Below are 17,442 nucleotides of genomic sequence, written 5' to 3'. Positions count from 1 at the left end.
GTATTGATTATCTTCATTGCATTTCACTGGAACTATAACCCTAAATTTTTATTATGGGAGAATCGTCATTACTTAATCAGACGGGTATTCAGGTAACATTATTACTGATGTTGATCGTAATTATTGCCGTCCTGGTAGTTCTTATCTTCAAATTCTTATCCATTTACGCTAGGATATTAAGACATAGAGAACTTTTGGAAGCTCAGAAAAAAATTGAGAATATGTCTGCAGAGGAGCGTAAAGAATACGAGCAGAAAGAAAGACAACTTAATTTTCAGCCTGAAGAAAACCAGCTTACCGGCAGTTTGCCGCCTTATGATGAAAAGGGAATTATTCAAAATATCAATTCTGTTGAAGAATTGCGGGTATTCCCAACGAAAAGAAGAACATCCTCATTTTTGCAGTATATAAGCCCTGAACTCAGCAGACTTATTCTTTACTTTTTAGGGACAGCTATTCTGTGGCTGATCATAGGAACTACTTTTGGGCTCTATGCCGGTATCAAATACGTTGCACCTGATGTTGAGCATACCAGTTGGCTTAGTTTTGGACGGTTGCGGCCAGCCCATACCAATGCTGTATTTTGGGGGTGGGCATCTTTAGCTATGGTAGGATTGTCATACTATGTTGTTACGAGGGTCAGTAACGTTGAAAACTACAATATTAGGCAGGGCTATATTTCTTTAGTTTTGATCAATACCGCAGTGTTGGCCGGAACAATATCTTTATTAGCGGGAGTCAATAATGGAGGAGGGGAATACAGGGAATATATATGGCCTATAATGATTACTTTTGGAACAGGTGTAGCACTTTCTTGCCATAATCTTTTTAAGCCTGTTGCCAAAAGAACAGTGAAAGAAATTTATATCTCAAACTGGTATATTATATCGGGGTTTATGTTTATTGTCGTTGTTATTTTGGTCGGATATATTCCGGTATGGCAGGATGGTGTAGGAGAAACCATTACACAAGGATATTATATGCATCAGGCGATTGGGATGTGGTTTATGATGATTAATCTTGGATTAATGTATTACTTTCTCCCTCAGCAGCTTAACAGGCCTATTTATTCTTATAGTTTGGGAGCACTGGCCTTCTGGACCCATATATTATTTTATACTTTAATTGGCACTCACCATTTTATTTTCAGTGCCATTCCTTGGCGGTTGCAAACTACAGCAATTGTAGCCAGTGTAGGAATGTTAATTCCAGTGGCGGCCGGAACAACCAACTTCTTACTTACCTTTAAAGGCGCATGGTATCAATTACAACATAGCTATACACTTCCGTTCTACTTTATGGCTATTATTTTTTATTTTACAGGATCCTTTCAGGGAACTGTGGAAGCATTCAGATATACCAATCTGCTTTGGCATTTTACTGATTTTACAGTTTCACATTCGCATCTGACCATGTATGGAATTATTACTTTTATGCTTTGGGCATTTTCATACACTCTTATTCCAAGGCTTACCGGATATGAACCTCCGAAGTTACTGGTAGGAGTGCATTTTTGGCTGGCTTTGATAGGTTTACTTTTTTACGTAATAGCATTGATGATCGGCGGAACACAGACTGGGCTGATGTGGATGAAAAAAAAGCCTTTCATAGATGGTGTTATTAATATGTTTCCTTTCTGGTTATGGAGAGCAATCGGGGGAACTATGATGTGGGCGGCCCATCTTATTTTTGCCTATAATTTTTATAAAATGGTTAGTCAAGATAAGGATGTGCGAACTCCTCAGACACCTGCAGAGATTCTGAGATAAAAGAAACAACATAGACGTACAGAGTTTAATCCTTAAAGAAATGAGTTATGATATTACTAAATAACCATAAAATACTTTTCGGCTCGGCACTTTGCCTCTTTATATTTCTGACACTTTATATAGCTGTTCTTCCTGCTCTTGATAATCAGAGGATTAATAAACCCTTACCGAGGCAGGCCAAAATACTGACAAAAGAGGAAAGAGCAGGTAAGATGGTATATATTGAGAATGGATGTGTCGCATGCCATACCCAGCAGGTAAGAAATGTTGAGATGGATAATGTTTTTGGCAAAAGACCAAGTATTCCTGCTGATTTTGCTATCAATAGAAGAACGGATTTCTGGAGAAATACAGCCAATCTGATGGGAACACAAAGAGCTGGGCCAGATCTTACCAGTGTAGGAGAGAGGCAGCCTAGTGCTGAATGGCATCTGATTCATCTTTACCAGCCAAGAGCTGCTGTAGAAGCATCCATAATGCCTTCCTATGAATTTCTTTTTATAGAAAGAGACTACCTGCAGCCAGGTGATGTTGAAGTTAAAGTACCGGAGAAGTTTATCAAAAATAAAAGAAAGAAAATAGTAGCCACACAAAAGGCTCTTCAGTTGGTGGCCTATTTGAAATCACTTAAACAGACAGATTATACTGATAAATCTATTGTTCCGCCATTCCTTTACAAGCAGATAAAAAAAGAGGATGAAGGGGCTGCCGGTTCATCTAATCTCCCTGATGGTGGAGAACTTTTTACCACAAACTGCGCTTCCTGCCATCAGGCAAATGGAGAAGGGGTTCCCGGGGCATTTCCTCCGCTCAAGGGCAGTCCGGTAGTGACAGGTGGTGATCTGGAACTCTATGTAACAATTATTATGAAAGGATATGATCCTAGACCTGAATTCGCGACAATGCCGGCGGTAGGAACCAACGCTAATTTTACCGCTGAAGATGTAACCGCTATCATGAACCATGAAAGAACGAGCTGGGGGAATAATGCAAAAAAAGTGACCCTGGAAGAAGTAAAAGTAATCTATGATAAAATAAAGCAACAATGAAAAAATTAATAGTAAATGCAGTGAATGTAATTTTGACCTTATGGAGTAGTTATGCATGGGCGTGTGATGCATGTCAGCTGCGCCAGCCCGAAATTACTAAGGATCTTACACATGGCACTGGTCCAGAGAGCAACTGGGACTGGTTTATTGTAGGAATTGTTATCCTGATAACAGTTTTGGCTTTTATATTTTCAGTTAAATATCTGGTAAAACCGGGTGAAAAAGATGAAAAACATATTAAATATTCGGTTTTTTCAGATGAAAATATCATGTTATGACAAAAGACAGAAGTAAAGTGTTTCTCTTCATAGATAGTGATCCACATCCTATTGCAGAGCTGGAAACTCCTATCGTTTTCGATCTAGATACCAAAAAACTACCTGATGGCGACCATGTATTGAAAATTGTCAGTCGGTCTCCATCAGGAAAAGAGGGAATCAGAAAAATAAATTTTACGATCGCCAATGGTCCTACCATAAAAATTGAAGGCCTGAAAAATAGAGATGTGGTAGATGGTACGTTATCACTTATGATCAATGCTTATGATAAAGGAAACCAGAAAAGCTTTCTCATTACAGGTAGCGAAACTCCACAAACAATACCATTTTGGATATGGATTCTTATTATTCTATTTGCAGGATGGGCAGTTTATTATGAAATAACAAGTTCAGCGGTACAGTGATGTTTAGGATTGGAAGTGGATGCCGAAGTCTCATTTCAGCGGTTCCTGAGAACTTTCACATTATATTACCTTACTGAATTGTCTGCACTTCCTAAAGTGTCCAAGGGAATAATCGAAATATGCACAAAGTGAAAATTTTAGCTAGTTGTTATGCTTATGCTAAAATAATTTCAGGGTTTAAAACAGGCTCACTATAGCAATGGCCAATCTAACCACAGATGATATGGCTGCCCACAGGATGGGAGAAATGCAAAAACCAGTAACTGATTAACTGATGAGAAGACTTACGATTAAAGAATAAATATGTTTAGATCACGGGTGACCATTATAAGAAATATATGAAAGCAATTATTTTATTAGCAATATGCACAGTAAGTCTTACAGCCTGCCGTTGTGATTTACCTGATGAGGAAAACAAAAAGAACGAACAGAAACTAATAAGTGAAACATTAAAAAGTAAATAATATGAACAGGGATGGAGCCAGAAAAAGCATATGGCAAGAGGAAACTAAAAGGTTTTCTCAAGATCCGGCTTTGGAAAAAAGATACGATATTGCAATCGTTGGGGCTGGTATTACAGGTATTTCTACTGCGGTAAGACTGCAGAAGGAGGGACAAAAATGTATTGTTCTTGAAGCTTCCAACATAGGCTTTGGAACAACCGGTGGAACAACTGCTCACTTAAATGACTTCTTTGATACAACCTATGCCCAGGCTATCAAGGATTTTGGCCTGCATAATGCCAAACTTCTGAAATATGTGGGAATAGAAGCAAAAAATATCATCCGCAACAACATCCACGAATTTAATATTTCCTGCGATTTTGAAAGAAAACATGGATATTTGTTTGCGTTAGACGATGAACAGGAAAAAAGGCTGGATGCTATTCTCAAAGGAGCTTCTCAAGTAGGACATCCGATGGTGCAAACTGCTGATACTCCTTTCCCTTTTGCTTTTAAAAAAGCAGCTGTTATTCCTGACCAGGCACAATTCCATCCCATAAAATATATCAGAAGTCTTGCAGAAGCCTTTATTCGTCTTGGCGGGGTTTTAGTGGAAAACTGTTTATGTGAAAGCCATGATGAAAATGAAGACGTTGTCGTATTACAATCTACAAAAGGTAATATTATTGCAGGGTCTGTCATTTATGCTACCCACATTCCTCCAGGTGTTAATATGCTTCATTTTATGAATGCTCCGTACCGTAGTTATGCTATTGCTTTCAGGCTGAAGGGTGATTATCATCCCAAAGAGCTGGGCTATGACCTTGCTGAGCCTTATCATTATTACAGAACACAGCAGATAAACGGTGAAGACCTGCTGATTGCAGGAGGTGAAGACCACAAGACAGGGCATGCCGATGATACCGGTGAATGTTTTTCAAGACTGGAGAATTATGTACGGGAGCATTTTGACGTTGATACAGCAGTTTACAGTTGGTCCAGTCAATATTATGAACCTGTGGATGGCCTTCCTTATATCGGGATATTGCCCGGCAGCAAAGGGAAAGTATATACAGCGACAGGATTTCGCGGGAATGGGATGATCTTCGGGACTATTACATCGCAAATTCTTGGGGATTTAATTTTAAAAGGCTCCAATAAGTATAAAGACCTTTTCAATCCTGAAAGAATAAAGCCAATAACAGGTTTTACCAATTTTGTAAAGGAACAGGCTACCGTAGTTCTGGATTTTGTAAAGGACAAGGTATTTGCTGAAAAAGTGAGTTCACTGGCCGAGCTTTCTGAAGGAGAGGCAAAAGTGGCTAAGTACGAAGGAGAATCTTATGCCGTATATAAAGAAAAAGGAGGTACATTACATCTTCTCAAAAGTACATGCCCGCATGCAAAATGTGAAGTCCGATGGAATAGTGCGGAAATAAGCTGGGACTGCCCGTGTCATGGATCCAGGTTTAATGTGAACGGTAAAATGCTTAATGGCCCCACAGTTAAAAATCTTCAGAGAATCGAACTGTAAAAAAAACTAGATCTAAAACCAGTAAATAGAGCAAAAGACGAACCCAGAGAATGAAAAAAAAGCATATCACACCTTTTCTGCAGGGACTGTACTTTATAATAACAGGTATATGGCCTATTGTTCATATTGAAAGTTTTCTGTACATAACCGGTTATAAAACTGATATATGGCTTGTGAAAACTGTAGGCATATTGATTTTACCATATAGTGTTTTATGTTTTTATACAATAGCAAATGCTAAAAGGAATACTGCAATTGCTATAGTTAATATCATGTGCTGTTTTGGATTGGCAGGGATAGATCTCTATTATTACCTCAAAGGTATCATCAGTTGGGTGTATCTGATTGATTTTGCTTTGGAAATGATATTCTTTATATACTGGATTTTTTACCTGCTTTATTTTAAAAGACCTGCATAGGCCTTAATGTAATTCTAACAATACCATAAAATATGAAAATCAAAGAAATTCCTGGAATTCCACGGCAAAGAAAAGGCAGCTTTCATAATACAGAAAGTATAAAGAAATTCGATAATCCTGAAATGGCAGTTCAGGAGTTTATCATACTTAAAAACAGGTTGTATTCGGTGAATGAGTGGAAAGATTTTTGCGGGGACGGTTTCGCTGGTTTTAAGCTTTATGATTCATCGGGTAACCATGTCGATCGTATTCCGGAAAAAGGGGATTTTATAAGGATTGACATTCCGGGGCCTGGCACGCTGCGGAGCGGTTTTGACTGGGCTAAAATTACAGATATCAGTGATCAGTATACAAAAGAAGATGAATTTGAAAATATATCGATTACCTGCAGTCCTTCAAAAGAACCGGGTAATTCCAGTAAGAAATATATTGCTCACTTTTATTCCTCTGGTGCCACTTCAACTTTCATGATTTCGAGAGGAAACACCTATATCAAAGCTGCAGTTTACGGAAGGAACGAAACAGCGAATCTGGATGCTGATTTTTTGGATTGTATAAGAAATCTGGTGATTGCTCTGGGAGGAATGGTAGGGATTTCCAAAATTCAGTGGAAGAGACTTACCGATGCTCTGTTAGATTTTTAAAAGCAAAGTTTTCTTACGAAAAATAATTTTGCCAACCTCACTGATCAGGCTGTTCATTACAGCAGGAGCTGCTGCTTTTATTATCGCTGCTTTGGTAGGCACTGTTTGGCAGCTACGGGACCTTTATTAATTTTCTGAAGAATACCCGTTGCCAATATCGGAGTCACTGCTGCCACCTTTCTAATGCTTTTTTAATCCGGAAAGACAAAATAAAGATGCCGAGCTATTCGACATTCAGAATAGTCACCAGCGAATCGTGCACTGCAAATGGACGGATAAGAGACCATAAGCAATGTTCAATCGCCTGCATTCCTGAAATTATGACATATGTATGGAGGTAGCATCTTACAAATCGGAAAGTGACAAATTATTGCTCACTTCTAATTGATGTCTTTTTTTACAATACTAATTTCCCCATTTCGCTCCATGTAGATCAATTTAATTTTAGATAAATCATCAGTTGATGCTGTCTGTCTAACCTCCTGCATAATATCCTCTCTATGAAGAAGTGCCTTATCCATACCTTCCTGGATAAAATGGCCGTTTTTAAAGAGCAAAATTTTTTCACCTTCGACTATATGACTGAATCGGCTGCTTTTTATTTTATACCAACTGAATAACCTGTGCAGTAAAACTATGGCAGTACATGTTATGATGACAGGAATAAAAGGTGAAGCTCCGACCACGGTACGGCTTAACACTGCCCCCAACAATATAACAATAATGTTGTCAAGTGGGGAACCCATACCAAATGATCTTCGGCCCGATATCCGGATCAGCAGGAGAGTAAGTATAAAAACTGTAACACCCCGACATGTCATCTGCAGAACATTCAAGGATGTTCCGCTTCCCCATAATTCCTGTAAGATATGCATGATTATTATATTTAATCAAAAATAGTAAAAACTCTTTTCCATATCAAAAGTAGCGTAAATTTAGAAAGCCCCGAAGGAAGTCAACTTTACGCCCTTGATTTAGTTATTTTGCAGCGGATCTGTTGAGCTCTATAATTATGAATATTAATTTCCATAACTTCTCATTTCTCCATTATTTAAGTTTACACTGCAGCCGTCCGTTAACAGATTAACTTTTAAATTCTCCGCATATATGGGATCACCTTTTTTCACGGAATTAATATTTGTGTGTTTTATATCTTTTGCATTGATCATCACTACCATTCCTGAACCTTTACATGTTGCCTTACAACCATTTTCAATAAGTAACGCAGTATCTTCCCCAAGTCCAATGCCCCAATGCTGCCGGTGAAGTATTGTGGCATGAGCTAATCGGCCAAATCTTCCTCGGTGTACAAAATGGGTATCAACAATACAGTTATTAATAAGTTGTAACCCGGTTCCAAATTCAATATCGTGGTCCAGCATTGCTTCTCCGTTTACTGCATCGCATATTACAATTTCCGGCAGGCACATTGCCCCGGCACTTGTTCCTGCAATCATAAAATTTTCATCTTCTATATATTTTTTTTTCAGAATATCTACCAAAACGGATTGCTGTAAGCTTTCGCAGATCTTGTTCTGATCACCTCCTGTAAAAAATATAGCTTTGGCTGCCTTCACTCTTTTTAGATGATAATCAGTATGACAATGATCATCATTCAAATCAAGAAAATCAAAGTTTGTATATCCTATTTTTTCAAATGTTTTCGTGTAAGTCTCCTTTGCGTCATCTGGATCAGAAGTTGCCACTGTGATTACTTCAATCCGATCACTTTTAGATTTTACCAGTAATTTAAGAATTTCATTGGGTGAAAAGTCGTTATTCTTTTCCTCCATTTCCGGTTTGTTGCCGTGCCTGTCTTCTTTACCGCCTATTATTAATAATTGTCCTTTTGGAATCATAGTTTAATCTTTTTTTTAATTATTGTATTGTATTTCTGCTTGTAAAATTTAAGTTGCAGTCGAATAAATGATTTCTAATAAGATTTCCATTAAATAAATTAAGGATAGAACCTTGAGTAAGAATATGACCCTTCAGGTTTTTTGTGTAAACTGAAGCCCCACTTCTCAAGCGGTTCTTTTTTACATTCTTTGCATTGACAACCATTACCGAACCGCCTCCAAAGCATGAAGCTTTATAGCCTTTTTCGATGAGCAATGCCATTCCTCTGTTTAAACCTATGCCGAGGCATTCAGGATGTGAGATAATAGCATTTACCATATTCTTAAATCGTGTTCCATGATTGAATTTAGTATCAATAATACAATTACTGATAAACCCAAAACCACCGGCTATTCCGGTTTCGTTTAAAAAAAATCTTGGGATGTACATTGCTCCTGCGTTGATTCCTACGATTGTAAAATCCTCATCCTCCAGATATTTTTTATGTAAAAGTTTCATCAGCAGTGAATTTTTCAATACTTCGTAAAATTGAGGTTCTTCTTCGGCAAGCAAAACTATTTTAGCATCAAATATTCTCGAATAATAATTATCTACATCTTGTTTTTGGTCGATGTGAATAAATCCGAAATTACAATATCCTTTCTTTTGGAACGCAGTAAAATATTTCTCTTTAATATTTTGCGCAGGATCTGACGCCGTGAGAAATTCAATACGAGCATCTTTTTGCTGTAATAATAGAGTGAAAATTTCGTCTGGAAAATCGTGAATCATTGCCTTTTCAATAGTTTCAATTCCACTCCCTTTTTCAATGCTTCTACCGATGACAAGTTTTCCTTTTGGATTCATATAGAAAAATTATAATTATTAATAATCAGTTACTACATGATGTTGTCTATCCGACTTCAAAGTATCGGATAAATTATTGGGAAATCTAAGTGTATGGGAGATTTTGCCGTTTACGTTTTCTCTTTTATTGTTCTGATCAATATATGAGTATCGGGATTGTACATTTCCAGAGAATGCGTCAAATACATAGGTTACTTGTTTTTTCATAATAATTGATTTGGTTAAACCAAACTTAGTTATTGAAAAACCAAAGTTTTATGACATCGATCACAATATGAAAAAAAATTATTACAATTCTACTGTCTTCTTGAGTGTCTTGATAGTGATCAATAATTTCCCATGCAAAATGAACCTTATTGATACTCAATTAATTGATTAATTTGAGAGGCATTTAAAGGGCAGCTGCTTCTGTTTTCTTGTATTTTAGACCCTAACGCCACGATCTAACGGCCTAATAAGTAAGCACAGTCAAACTATGAACTATTATTTTAGACGTAACGCTAGGATAAGCTTTTGACAAGAACAAGATTTAATTGAGTTTTTGAAAATTATATTATATTCGTACATCTTATATTTATCAATTAGATAGGTTAAATAGTTGACGTGGAGAAAATTAAAAATAAAATTATGTGGCAATATTATATAATCCTAGGGCTGGGATTAGTTTTCCTTTTATTGGCAGGCTACAGCTTCCGCAATACAATGATATTTTTAAAAAACGGAGAGAAAGCTATTGCTACAGTCTCCGACTTACACAAATTCGAGTCGGAGGGGGAACTGTTCGCACCTATTTTTACGTTTCAGACAAAAGATAAATTATCAGTTACATTTGAGTTGCGTGAAGGTAACGATCCCCCTGCTTGGGAAATAGGGGAAACCACAACAATAATCTATGATCCTTCCGATCCATCAAAAGTATCTTTATATAGTTACCTTCGCATTTTTATATGGACTTTAGTGCTGCTTTCAATAGCTCTTCCTTTAATAGTGGTTGGTGGTGGATATTTTATCGCGTCAAGATTTCTTCTTTAATTAAAATGTTCCTTTCCAAAGTGACATTTTAATCTAGAATTTTAAAAAGCTGTTGGTCGGCTGGCATAGTAAATCTGATATAATTGCTTGTTAGCACGATGATAAAGTCAAAGAAACCTATGACGCTCTCAATTTTTTTAGTGTTGATCCCTACTAAGAGCCGAACCATCTTTCTAAAAATATTATTAGTGCTCTTTTTTAATCCTTTCAATTTGCTGCCATGACTTAGTTAATGAATTTATGGTATGCAGTTACCGTTACCAATTTACAGAATAGTGGACTAAGGGAAAATGAAAAACTCCATCCTTCGCCTCAATAGAAGATTTAAATGAAGTTGGAGTAATTGATTACTATTACAATAATTCTACAATACTTCAATAGCCGGGTCAAAGTAGAATGCCAAGCAACATTGTATTCTGTATTTTTGAAGTTGCGAAAAGACTATTTATTCTTTTTAACCGCAATGCATTCAATTTCGATATGGGCATTTCCGGGTAAAGCCGCCACTTGAATGGTGCTGCGGGCAGGAAAGTGATTTCCAAAGTATTGTCTGTAAATTGTATTAACCGTGTCAAACTGCTTTATATCGGTCATAAAAATGGTTGTTTTGGTGACATGTTCCAGATCCGAATGGTTGTCATGGAGAATAGTTTTCAGGTTTTCGAAAGTCTGAACGGCTTGTTCTTCAATTCCCGGTTTTAAACTGTTTGTTTTTTGATCTAATCCTATCTGGCCAGAAACAAATATCAGCTTACCGTAGCTTACTGAATGGCTGTATGGGCCTATTGGCGCCGGCAGATTGGCATGTTTTGCCTTTTCTAGTTCCTGTGTGACGGTACATGATGTGAAAACTGTCAGTGAAAGCAGGAATAATAAAATCTTGTTCATTGTAGTCGGTTTTTAGGAGTAAGCAAAAGGCTGGCTTTTGCAAACCAGCCTTTTTTGCTTTTTTTATTTTTTGATGAAGTTTAATAATTCGGTGTTGAATTTTTCAAGTTCTTCAATAAATAGGGCATGCCCACTTTTTTCGAAAGGAACTAAGGTTGAATTTTTAAGCAGGGCATTCATCTGTTCTGCAAGTTCATATGAGCAGATTTTATCCAGTTTCCCATGCAGGATCAATGTTGGGATTGTTATTTTTTTCAGGTCACCGCGCAGATCGCTGTCACGTAACGTTTTAAGACCTTCAGCCATTGCATAAGGGGATGCCTGAGCCTGGATATTTCCTAACCATGCACCATGCCCCGGAGATACGCTTGTTTCATTTGCCGGAAAGATTTTACCGAATGTAGCAAACAGTTCAGGACGGTTCGTATTATTAAGATTGATCAGTCCGTTAACATCATCTTTGGTCCATAAACCATAATTAAAGTCAGCACGTTTAGTCCACACAGGAGCTGCCGCACCAAACAATGCCATTTTGGAAACGTGGGCAGCATTGTATTTGGCTACATAATGAATGACTGTTGCACCGCCCATGGAAAACCCTCCGATGGTTGCGTTTTCAATCTTTAATTTGTCTAAAACCACTTTGATATCATCTGCAAAGACATCATAATTATACTTTCCCCCAGGTTTATCAGACAATCCAAAACCTCTTAACGTAATTCCAATTACGCGGTATCCCTTTTGAATAAAATCGGCGTACTGATATTCATACATCGCATCACTTAATGGCCATCCATGTATCAAAACAATCGGCTGTCCTTCACCAAGGTCGGTAACATGAAGCTTTACATTTTTTTCAACTTCGATATATTCTTCTCTTCCAAGCGATGCCGGAGTTCTTTTGGTTTGTGAAAATGCAGTAGTTGAAAGTAATGTTGTAAATAAACTGATTGCTAAAATTAAATGTTTCATGATCTTTAAATATGTATTTGTTAATGTTGTTATTGTTATTTTGATAGGGCAAAGTTGGGGTAATTCTTAGGGCGTTACAATGGACGGTTTTCGCTTTGAATTGCACTTTTTTCTCCCGCTGAAAAATGTAATGATGCGGGCTTAAGCAGGTATTTTCAAATGCTCATATCGTTTTACAAAAAAAGAACGCACAAACTGTTGAATGTGCGTTCTTTATTGAGTGATTAAAGCGTTCTCTTTATCTTGGCCTCGGCATGATAACTTTGATATAAGCTTGCTTCTTTTTTTTAATTTCGGGACGTGCCAATTCCCGTTAGGCGGTTATTTTTTGAATATAAGTAATGGCTTATCCTTTCTGACAATATATGTTGCGAGTTCAGCAGCCTGAACCTTACCAATATTTTTTGCAGAGTGATTTTTTCCGGCCGGTATAAAAAGGACATCGCCGGCTTTAAGAACAACAGGCTGATCACCTTCTATTTGATACTCAAATAAACCTTCGAGTACATAAATAACCTCTTCTCCGGGATGGGCGTGCATGCCGACGGCTGTGCCAGGTTCCAGATCTATGCGGGCCTGAATAGTCTCATATCCGGGGATGCCAATATCATGCTTCTGGAGGTCTGTACGCTTGATCCCTGATTGCTGTGCATATGCACCGGTAGAAATTAATGTCGTAAATAATCCAACTGTTAAAAGTAAATTTCTCATGTCTTTAAATATTATTTGATTGTTATTATTTGATATGACAAAGTTGGCGTAATACTTAAACCGGTACAATGGACGGCTTTCGCTTTGAATTGTACATTTTACTTCTTAATTTTATTCGGAGTCTCCTTGCTTACCAGGCTTATTTTTTACTCAGGTTTTTTGGCGTAATGCAGAGCAGGTAGGGTAGCAACTTCATTATGATAATAATCATTAAAATAAAATACCTTTTACTCTTTTATTTGGGAAATTTGCTTTACTTTTGTCACATAAAAATAACAGAGAATGTTTTCCAAAACCTGTGAATACGCCATCCGTGCACTTATATATATCGCGCAGAAGTCTAAAGACGGAAGCAGGATTGGGATTAAAGATATTGCATCGGGAATTGATTCACCAGAATATTTCATAGCAAAAATTCTTCAGGATTTAAGCAGAAAGGGCTTTGTGCAATCAGCCAAAGGACCTAACGGTGGTTTTTATATGGATGATAACAATTTGGGGTTATCCGTTGCCGATATTGTGAGGGAAATTGATGGCGATAAGCTGTTCTCAGGTTGCGGTTTAGGATTAAAGGAATGCTCGGAAACTCATCCCTGTCCTATTCATAACGAGTTTAAACATATCAGGCAGGCCATACAGGTAATGCTGGAAGGATCTAAAATTCAGCTGTTTGTAGAAAACCTGGATTTGCAGCTTACTTTCCTTAAAAAATGAAAAAAAAAATTAATTTAATAAAATACTAAAAGGTGTTTTTATCTTATTAAAATATAAACTGATACAATAAAAACCTCCTAAATTAAAATTACTATAAATAATTCCATCATGAGAAAGTTACTGTTCATCGCCGCTATTTTGTCAGCATTCACCAGCCTGATTTCCTGTAGGCAAAATGCTTCCGACAACTCCGAAAATAATACCGATACTGAAAAAATAAAAACAGACGGAACAACAGAAATCCAGCAGTCTGTTGCTCCGCCCAATGTCCCCGTATCGGTTGGCAGCCGTGCTGCGAAAAAAGTGATCGTAAAGCTGGAAACTATTGAAAAGACAGGAGAGCTTGCAGACGGAACACAATATCACTTCTGGACCTTCAACGGAACTGTTCCAGGTAGCTTTATCCGCGCCAGAGTGGGGGATGAGATTGAGCTTCACCTAAAGAATAATGAAAACAATACCTTTCCGCATAATATTGATCTTCATGCGGTAAATGGTCCTGGTGGAGGGGCAGAAGCTACTTTTGTTGCTCCGGGTACAGAAAAAATATTCAATTTTAAAGCGTTGAATCCGGGGCTTTACGTATATCATTGTGCAACAGCACCTGTAGGAATGCACATTGCCAACGGGATGTACGGCCTTATTCTGATCGAACCTGAAGGCGGGCTCCCAAAAGTAGATAAAGAATTCTATATCATGCAGGGAGATTTCTATACCAAAGGAAAATTCGGAGATAAAGGTTTGCAGGAGTTTGATATGGACAAAGCAATTGCTGAACATCCGGAATATGTCGTTTTTAACGGAAAAACGGGTGCCCTGCTGGGAGATGGAGAATTGCAGGCAAAAGTTGGGGAAACCGTTCGTTTCTTCGTCGGGAATGGCGGGCCCAATCTTACTTCATCATTCCACATCATCGGAGAAATTTTTGACAGAGTATATATCGAGGGAGGTAGCAAGATTAATGAAAATGTACAGACCACTGTAATTCCTCCGGGCGGAGCTTCTATTGTAGAGTTCAAAGCAACTGTTCCGGGAGAATATGTAATTGTGGATCATGCGATTTTCAGAGCCTTTAATAAAGGCGCGTTAGGAAAAATAAAAGTGACCGGACCGGAAAATCCTACTGTTTACAAAAAAAATCCATAGTTAATAGTGTGTACTGAGGTTTTAATTCCGGAAAGATGAAAGTTCTAATCAGCATATTAAGCGTATTTATGGGTGCCGTATTAACTTCCTGTGGGCAAAACCATATTATTCCTGATGCGAAACCTCAGAATTTTGTACTGAACCCTGTTGACGATACTAAGAAAATGGTGAAGATTCAGGGCGGGACGTATGAAGCTTTCATTGGTAAAGATATAGGGAGAATTATAAAAGTAGAATCTTTTTATATGGATGACAGTCCGGTAACCAATTCGGAATATCTTAGATTCCTGAAAAAAAATCCACAGTGGACAAGAAGTAAGGTTCTGCGGTTATATGCAGACAGTTCCTATCTGAAGCATTGGAAAAGCGATTATCAAATACCTGAACACCTTGATCCCGAAGCGCCGGTAACCAATGTATCTTGGTTTGCAGCGGAAGCTTATGCCCGAAGTGTAGGAAAACGTCTTCCCACCATTGATGAATGGGAATACGTGTCACTGGCCGATCAAAATTCGCCCAACGCATCAAAAAAATCGCATTTTACCGAATACGTGCTGAAATCTTATCAGAAAAAAGATAAAATCAGACAGCTGGTAAAACAGGAGAAGCCCAACTATTATGGTGTTTACAATATGTACGGTATGGTTTGGGAGTGGACCTACGACTTTAATTCGGTAATGATGAGCGGGGAATCGAGAAAAGATAACACCACTAATGAGAATCTTTTTTGTGCAGGAGCAGCAGTTACTTCGTCAGATCTCAGGAATTATGCTGCATTCGTCCGCTATGCATTAAGAGGAAGCTTAAAAGCAAATTACTGTCTCAACAATCTTGGTTTCAGATGTGCCAAAGATTATAAAAATTTTAAACAATGAAAAATATACTATACATTCTGCTTGCGATGACAGTGTTATCCTGCAGTAAAAAAAATGAAGAGATAAGTTCGGATTCCATTTACAATGTCAGTTCAAAATGGCAGAAACAGGACGGTAATGCCATTACTTTTTCCGACTTCAAGGGAAAAGTTATTGTTGCTGCAATGATTTTTACATCCTGTAAAACGGCTTGCCCGAGACTGACTGCGGAGATGAGAACAATTTCAGAAAGAGTGGGAGAAACAAATCCTGAAGATATCAGTTTCGTGCTGATTTCCATTGACCCGGAAACAGATACGCCAGACGTTATGAAAGCCTATCTCGCAGTGAATAGATTTGACAACAGAAAGTGGGTCTTCATCCGCAGCAATGAAGCCGACACCCATGAACTTGCCAATATAATGGCAGTGAAATACAAAGAAATTTCTCCCATAGAATTTTCACACTCCAATATCATCAGTGTTTATTCCAAAAAAGGAACACTTGCTTTTCAGCAGGAAGGGCTGGACACGGATGATGATGCCATCGTAAAAGAAATTAGAAAACAAATAGAATTGTAAACCGTTAAAATTTTAAACAATGAAAAATGTATTTATGACAGCAATGCTGTTATCGCTCACGATCATCTCCTGTTCAGATAAAAAAGATACCGATCCTGTACCTGTTGCCGAATCCAATACCATGCTGGAAGAGCCGAAACCGGTAGACTCAGCAGCCGTTGCCGCAAAAACAGCACCCGCATCTCCTGAGACAGAAGGAAAAGCTCTTGTGGAAGGGGCAGACTGCCTGTCCTGTCATAAAGTAGATTCCAAGTTGGTTGGTCCGGCTTACCAGGATGTTGCTGAAAAATATACGGATGCTGATATAGATCACCTTGCACAGAAAGTTATTGACGGAGGCAAAGGTGTCTGGGGAGAAATTCCGATGACTCCGCATGCAGGACTCAGCAAAGATAATGCACAAAAAATGGTGAAATATATCCTTTCATTGAAAAAATAATGGTTGGAAGGATTAACAATAACCAATTGATGCTGGGTTGTTTTACAGGTAAAAAAATAAAAAAAATTTATAATAATAAAAGATAAAAAAGTATTTAATTATGAGTATCAAAACAGATTTTATAGGAGAGATCGTTGCAGAAGATTTCAGAACCGCAGCAATTTTCAAGAAACATGGTATCGACTTTTGCTGCAAAGGAGACAGAACAATTGAAAATGCCTGTGAAACCAAGAAGCTTGATGCAGACAACATCTATAAAGAGATTGAAAATCTCCCGCAAAATGCTGCACAATCCATTGATTTTAAAAGCTGGCCGCTTGATTTGCTGGCAGACTATATAGAGAAAACTCACCATCGCTATGTAGCGGAAAAGGTGCCCGTCCTTCAACAGTTTTTAGATAAACTCTGCAAAGTGCATGGAGAACATCACCCGGAATTGTTCCGGATCAGAGAACTTTTTTACGTTTCCGCTCAGGATCTGGGTGCCCATATGAAAAAAGAAGAGCTGATGCTTTTCCCGTTTATCAAAAATATGGTTAAAGCAAAGATTGGCGGGAGCGTCATTCAGCAGCCTCATTTTGGTACCGTGGAAAATCCTGTCAATATGATGAAGCACGAGCACACGGCAGAAGGCGAACGCTTGAGTGAAATTGCTGAGCTTAGCGATAATTATACACCGCCTGCGGATGCCTGCAATACCTACAGAGTAACCTTTGCGATGCTTCAGGATTTTGAAAACGATCTGCACCGACATATTCATCTTGAGAATAACATCCTCTTTCCGAAAGCCATCGAATTGGAAAAAGAATTTTCAGTAACATATTAACACGCGGTTTGTTTTTAAGCAAATTTTAAGAAT

Annotated in this window: 19 protein-coding genes; 13 read left to right on the top strand and 6 right to left on the bottom strand. The window is 38.0% G+C overall.

From position 1 onward, the window contains the following. Positions 1-53 precede the first annotated feature (53 nt). The 6 genes from ACP3T3_RS06765 to ACP3T3_RS06740 all read left to right on the top strand — a co-directional run bounded on the left by ACP3T3_RS06765 (position 54) and on the right by ACP3T3_RS06740 (position 6,540). A complete protein-coding gene (locus ACP3T3_RS06765) occupies positions 54-1,769 on the top strand; it encodes a cbb3-type cytochrome c oxidase subunit I (protein ID WP_426479146.1) in 1,716 nt (571 codons plus the stop codon). A 47-nt stretch (positions 1,770-1,816) separates the two neighbouring features. After that, positions 1,817-2,818, top strand: coding sequence for a cbb3-type cytochrome c oxidase subunit II (locus tag ACP3T3_RS06760; protein WP_426479145.1), 1,002 nt, complete (start codon positions 1,817-1,819; stop codon positions 2,816-2,818). Next, positions 2,815-3,096: a hypothetical protein gene (locus ACP3T3_RS06755; protein WP_426479144.1), complete on the top strand. Its 282-nt coding sequence runs from the start codon at positions 2,815-2,817 to the stop codon at positions 3,094-3,096. Before ACP3T3_RS06760 ends, ACP3T3_RS06755 begins: the two co-directional genes overlap by 4 nt. Continuing rightward, positions 3,093-3,500: a cytochrome C gene (locus ACP3T3_RS06750; protein WP_426479143.1), complete on the top strand. Its 408-nt coding sequence runs from the start codon at positions 3,093-3,095 to the stop codon at positions 3,498-3,500. Before ACP3T3_RS06755 ends, ACP3T3_RS06750 begins: the two co-directional genes overlap by 4 nt. A 465-nt stretch (positions 3,501-3,965) precedes the next feature. Continuing rightward, positions 3,966-5,477, top strand: coding sequence for an FAD-dependent oxidoreductase (locus ACP3T3_RS06745; protein WP_426479142.1), 1,512 nt, complete (start codon positions 3,966-3,968; stop codon positions 5,475-5,477). 451 nt (positions 5,478-5,928) lie between these two features. Then, on the top strand, positions 5,929-6,540 hold the full coding sequence (locus ACP3T3_RS06740; RefSeq protein ID WP_426479141.1) for a hypothetical protein: 612 nt from the start codon (positions 5,929-5,931) through the stop codon (positions 6,538-6,540). A 380-nt stretch (positions 6,541-6,920) separates the two neighbouring features. On the opposite strand, the gene ACP3T3_RS06735 is transcribed toward ACP3T3_RS06740, so the two are convergent. The 3 genes from ACP3T3_RS06735 to ACP3T3_RS06725 form a co-directional block, all read right to left on the bottom strand. Further along, on the bottom strand, positions 6,921-7,415 hold the full coding sequence (locus tag ACP3T3_RS06735) for a DUF421 domain-containing protein (protein ID WP_426479140.1): 495 nt from the start codon (positions 7,413-7,415) through the stop codon (positions 6,921-6,923). 144 nt (positions 7,416-7,559) lie between these two features. Continuing rightward, positions 7,560-8,399 carry a cyanophycinase gene (locus tag ACP3T3_RS06730; protein WP_426479139.1) on the bottom strand — a complete coding sequence of 280 codons (840 nt, stop codon included), beginning with the start codon at positions 8,397-8,399 and terminating at the stop codon, positions 7,560-7,562. Positions 8,400-8,418: 19 nt separating this feature from the next. Next, a complete protein-coding gene (locus ACP3T3_RS06725; protein ID WP_426479138.1) occupies positions 8,419-9,246 on the bottom strand; it encodes a hypothetical protein in 828 nt (275 codons plus the stop codon). Between the two features lie 603 nt (positions 9,247-9,849). Here ACP3T3_RS06725 and ACP3T3_RS06720 point away from each other — a divergent pair. Beyond that, positions 9,850-10,278: a DUF3592 domain-containing protein gene (locus ACP3T3_RS06720; RefSeq protein ID WP_426479137.1), complete on the top strand. Its 429-nt coding sequence runs from the start codon at positions 9,850-9,852 to the stop codon at positions 10,276-10,278. A gap of 441 nt (positions 10,279-10,719) precedes the next feature. Here ACP3T3_RS06720 and ACP3T3_RS06715 read toward each other — a convergent pair whose 3' ends face one another. From ACP3T3_RS06715 to ACP3T3_RS06705, 3 genes are all read right to left on the bottom strand, one after another. Further along, positions 10,720-11,166 carry a Rid family detoxifying hydrolase gene (locus ACP3T3_RS06715; RefSeq protein ID WP_426479136.1) on the bottom strand — a complete coding sequence of 149 codons (447 nt, stop codon included), beginning with the start codon at positions 11,164-11,166 and terminating at the stop codon, positions 10,720-10,722. A 63-nt stretch (positions 11,167-11,229) separates the two neighbouring features. Next, positions 11,230-12,138: an alpha/beta fold hydrolase gene (locus ACP3T3_RS06710; protein WP_426479135.1), complete on the bottom strand. Its 909-nt coding sequence runs from the start codon at positions 12,136-12,138 to the stop codon at positions 11,230-11,232. Between the two features lie 321 nt (positions 12,139-12,459). After that, positions 12,460-12,849 carry a cupin domain-containing protein gene (locus ACP3T3_RS06705; protein WP_426479134.1) on the bottom strand — a complete coding sequence of 130 codons (390 nt, stop codon included), beginning with the start codon at positions 12,847-12,849 and terminating at the stop codon, positions 12,460-12,462. 282 nt (positions 12,850-13,131) lie between these two features. Here ACP3T3_RS06705 and ACP3T3_RS06700 point away from each other — a divergent pair, with 282 nt between their 5' ends. The 6 genes from ACP3T3_RS06700 to ric all read left to right on the top strand — a co-directional run bounded on the left by ACP3T3_RS06700 (position 13,132) and on the right by ric (position 17,409). After that, positions 13,132-13,563 carry an RrF2 family transcriptional regulator gene (locus ACP3T3_RS06700; RefSeq protein WP_426479133.1) on the top strand — a complete coding sequence of 144 codons (432 nt, stop codon included), beginning with the start codon at positions 13,132-13,134 and terminating at the stop codon, positions 13,561-13,563. Positions 13,564-13,671: 108 nt separating this feature from the next. After that, positions 13,672-14,709: a copper-containing nitrite reductase gene (gene nirK / locus ACP3T3_RS06695; protein ID WP_426479132.1), complete on the top strand. Its 1,038-nt coding sequence runs from the start codon at positions 13,672-13,674 to the stop codon at positions 14,707-14,709. Positions 14,710-14,744: 35 nt separating this feature from the next. Then, positions 14,745-15,584: a formylglycine-generating enzyme family protein gene (locus tag ACP3T3_RS06690; protein WP_426479131.1), complete on the top strand. Its 840-nt coding sequence runs from the start codon at positions 14,745-14,747 to the stop codon at positions 15,582-15,584. Further along, positions 15,581-16,144 (top strand): SCO family protein, encoded by a 564-nt coding sequence (locus tag ACP3T3_RS06685; RefSeq protein WP_426479130.1) that lies wholly within the window; start codon positions 15,581-15,583, stop codon positions 16,142-16,144. Before ACP3T3_RS06690 ends, ACP3T3_RS06685 begins: the two co-directional genes overlap by 4 nt. 19 nt (positions 16,145-16,163) lie before the next feature. Next, positions 16,164-16,583: a c-type cytochrome gene (locus ACP3T3_RS06680; RefSeq protein ID WP_426479129.1), complete on the top strand. Its 420-nt coding sequence runs from the start codon at positions 16,164-16,166 to the stop codon at positions 16,581-16,583. 100 nt (positions 16,584-16,683) lie between these two features. Beyond that, positions 16,684-17,409, top strand: a complete 726-nt coding sequence (gene ric, locus ACP3T3_RS06675) for an iron-sulfur cluster repair di-iron protein (RefSeq protein ID WP_426479128.1) — start codon at positions 16,684-16,686, stop codon at positions 17,407-17,409. Positions 17,410-17,442: the final 33 nt, after the last annotated feature.

Origin of the sequence: Chryseobacterium sp. CBSDS_008 (assembly GCF_049959325.1) — a bacterium.
Classification (GTDB): domain Bacteria; phylum Bacteroidota; class Bacteroidia; order Flavobacteriales; family Weeksellaceae; genus Chryseobacterium.
Note: the sequence above shows the minus strand (reverse complement) of the source record. Positions and strands in the feature narration are given on the sequence as shown.

Excerpts from the sequence above, each read along its gene's own strand:
- ACP3T3_RS06755 (WP_426479144.1), top strand. The coding sequence starts at position 2,815 with ATGAAAAAATTAATAGTAAATGCAGTGAATGTAATTTTGACCTTATGG.
- ACP3T3_RS06705 (WP_426479134.1), bottom strand. The coding sequence starts at position 12,849 with ATGAGAAATTTACTTTTAACAGTTGGATTATTTACGACATTAATTTCT.
- ACP3T3_RS06680 (WP_426479129.1), top strand. The coding sequence starts at position 16,164 with ATGAAAAATGTATTTATGACAGCAATGCTGTTATCGCTCACGATCATC.
- ACP3T3_RS06690 (WP_426479131.1), top strand. The coding sequence starts at position 14,745 with ATGAAAGTTCTAATCAGCATATTAAGCGTATTTATGGGTGCCGTATTA.
- ric (WP_426479128.1), top strand. The coding sequence starts at position 16,684 with ATGAGTATCAAAACAGATTTTATAGGAGAGATCGTTGCAGAAGATTTC.
- ACP3T3_RS06730 (WP_426479139.1), bottom strand. The coding sequence starts at position 8,399 with ATGATTCCAAAAGGACAATTATTAATAATAGGCGGTAAAGAAGACAGG.
- ACP3T3_RS06750 (WP_426479143.1), top strand. The coding sequence starts at position 3,093 with ATGACAAAAGACAGAAGTAAAGTGTTTCTCTTCATAGATAGTGATCCA.
- ACP3T3_RS06740 (WP_426479141.1), top strand. The coding sequence starts at position 5,929 with ATGAAAATCAAAGAAATTCCTGGAATTCCACGGCAAAGAAAAGGCAGC.
- ACP3T3_RS06710 (WP_426479135.1), bottom strand. The coding sequence starts at position 12,138 with ATGAAACATTTAATTTTAGCAATCAGTTTATTTACAACATTACTTTCA.
- ACP3T3_RS06735 (WP_426479140.1), bottom strand. The coding sequence starts at position 7,415 with ATGCATATCTTACAGGAATTATGGGGAAGCGGAACATCCTTGAATGTT.
- nirK (WP_426479132.1), top strand. The coding sequence starts at position 13,672 with ATGAGAAAGTTACTGTTCATCGCCGCTATTTTGTCAGCATTCACCAGC.
- ACP3T3_RS06745 (WP_426479142.1), top strand. The coding sequence starts at position 3,966 with ATGAACAGGGATGGAGCCAGAAAAAGCATATGGCAAGAGGAAACTAAA.
- ACP3T3_RS06760 (WP_426479145.1), top strand. The coding sequence starts at position 1,817 with ATGATATTACTAAATAACCATAAAATACTTTTCGGCTCGGCACTTTGC.
- ACP3T3_RS06715 (WP_426479136.1), bottom strand. The coding sequence starts at position 11,166 with ATGAACAAGATTTTATTATTCCTGCTTTCACTGACAGTTTTCACATCA.
- ACP3T3_RS06685 (WP_426479130.1), top strand. The coding sequence starts at position 15,581 with ATGAAAAATATACTATACATTCTGCTTGCGATGACAGTGTTATCCTGC.
- ACP3T3_RS06700 (WP_426479133.1), top strand. The coding sequence starts at position 13,132 with ATGTTTTCCAAAACCTGTGAATACGCCATCCGTGCACTTATATATATC.
- ACP3T3_RS06725 (WP_426479138.1), bottom strand. The coding sequence starts at position 9,246 with ATGAATCCAAAAGGAAAACTTGTCATCGGTAGAAGCATTGAAAAAGGG.
- ACP3T3_RS06765 (WP_426479146.1), top strand. The coding sequence starts at position 54 with ATGGGAGAATCGTCATTACTTAATCAGACGGGTATTCAGGTAACATTA.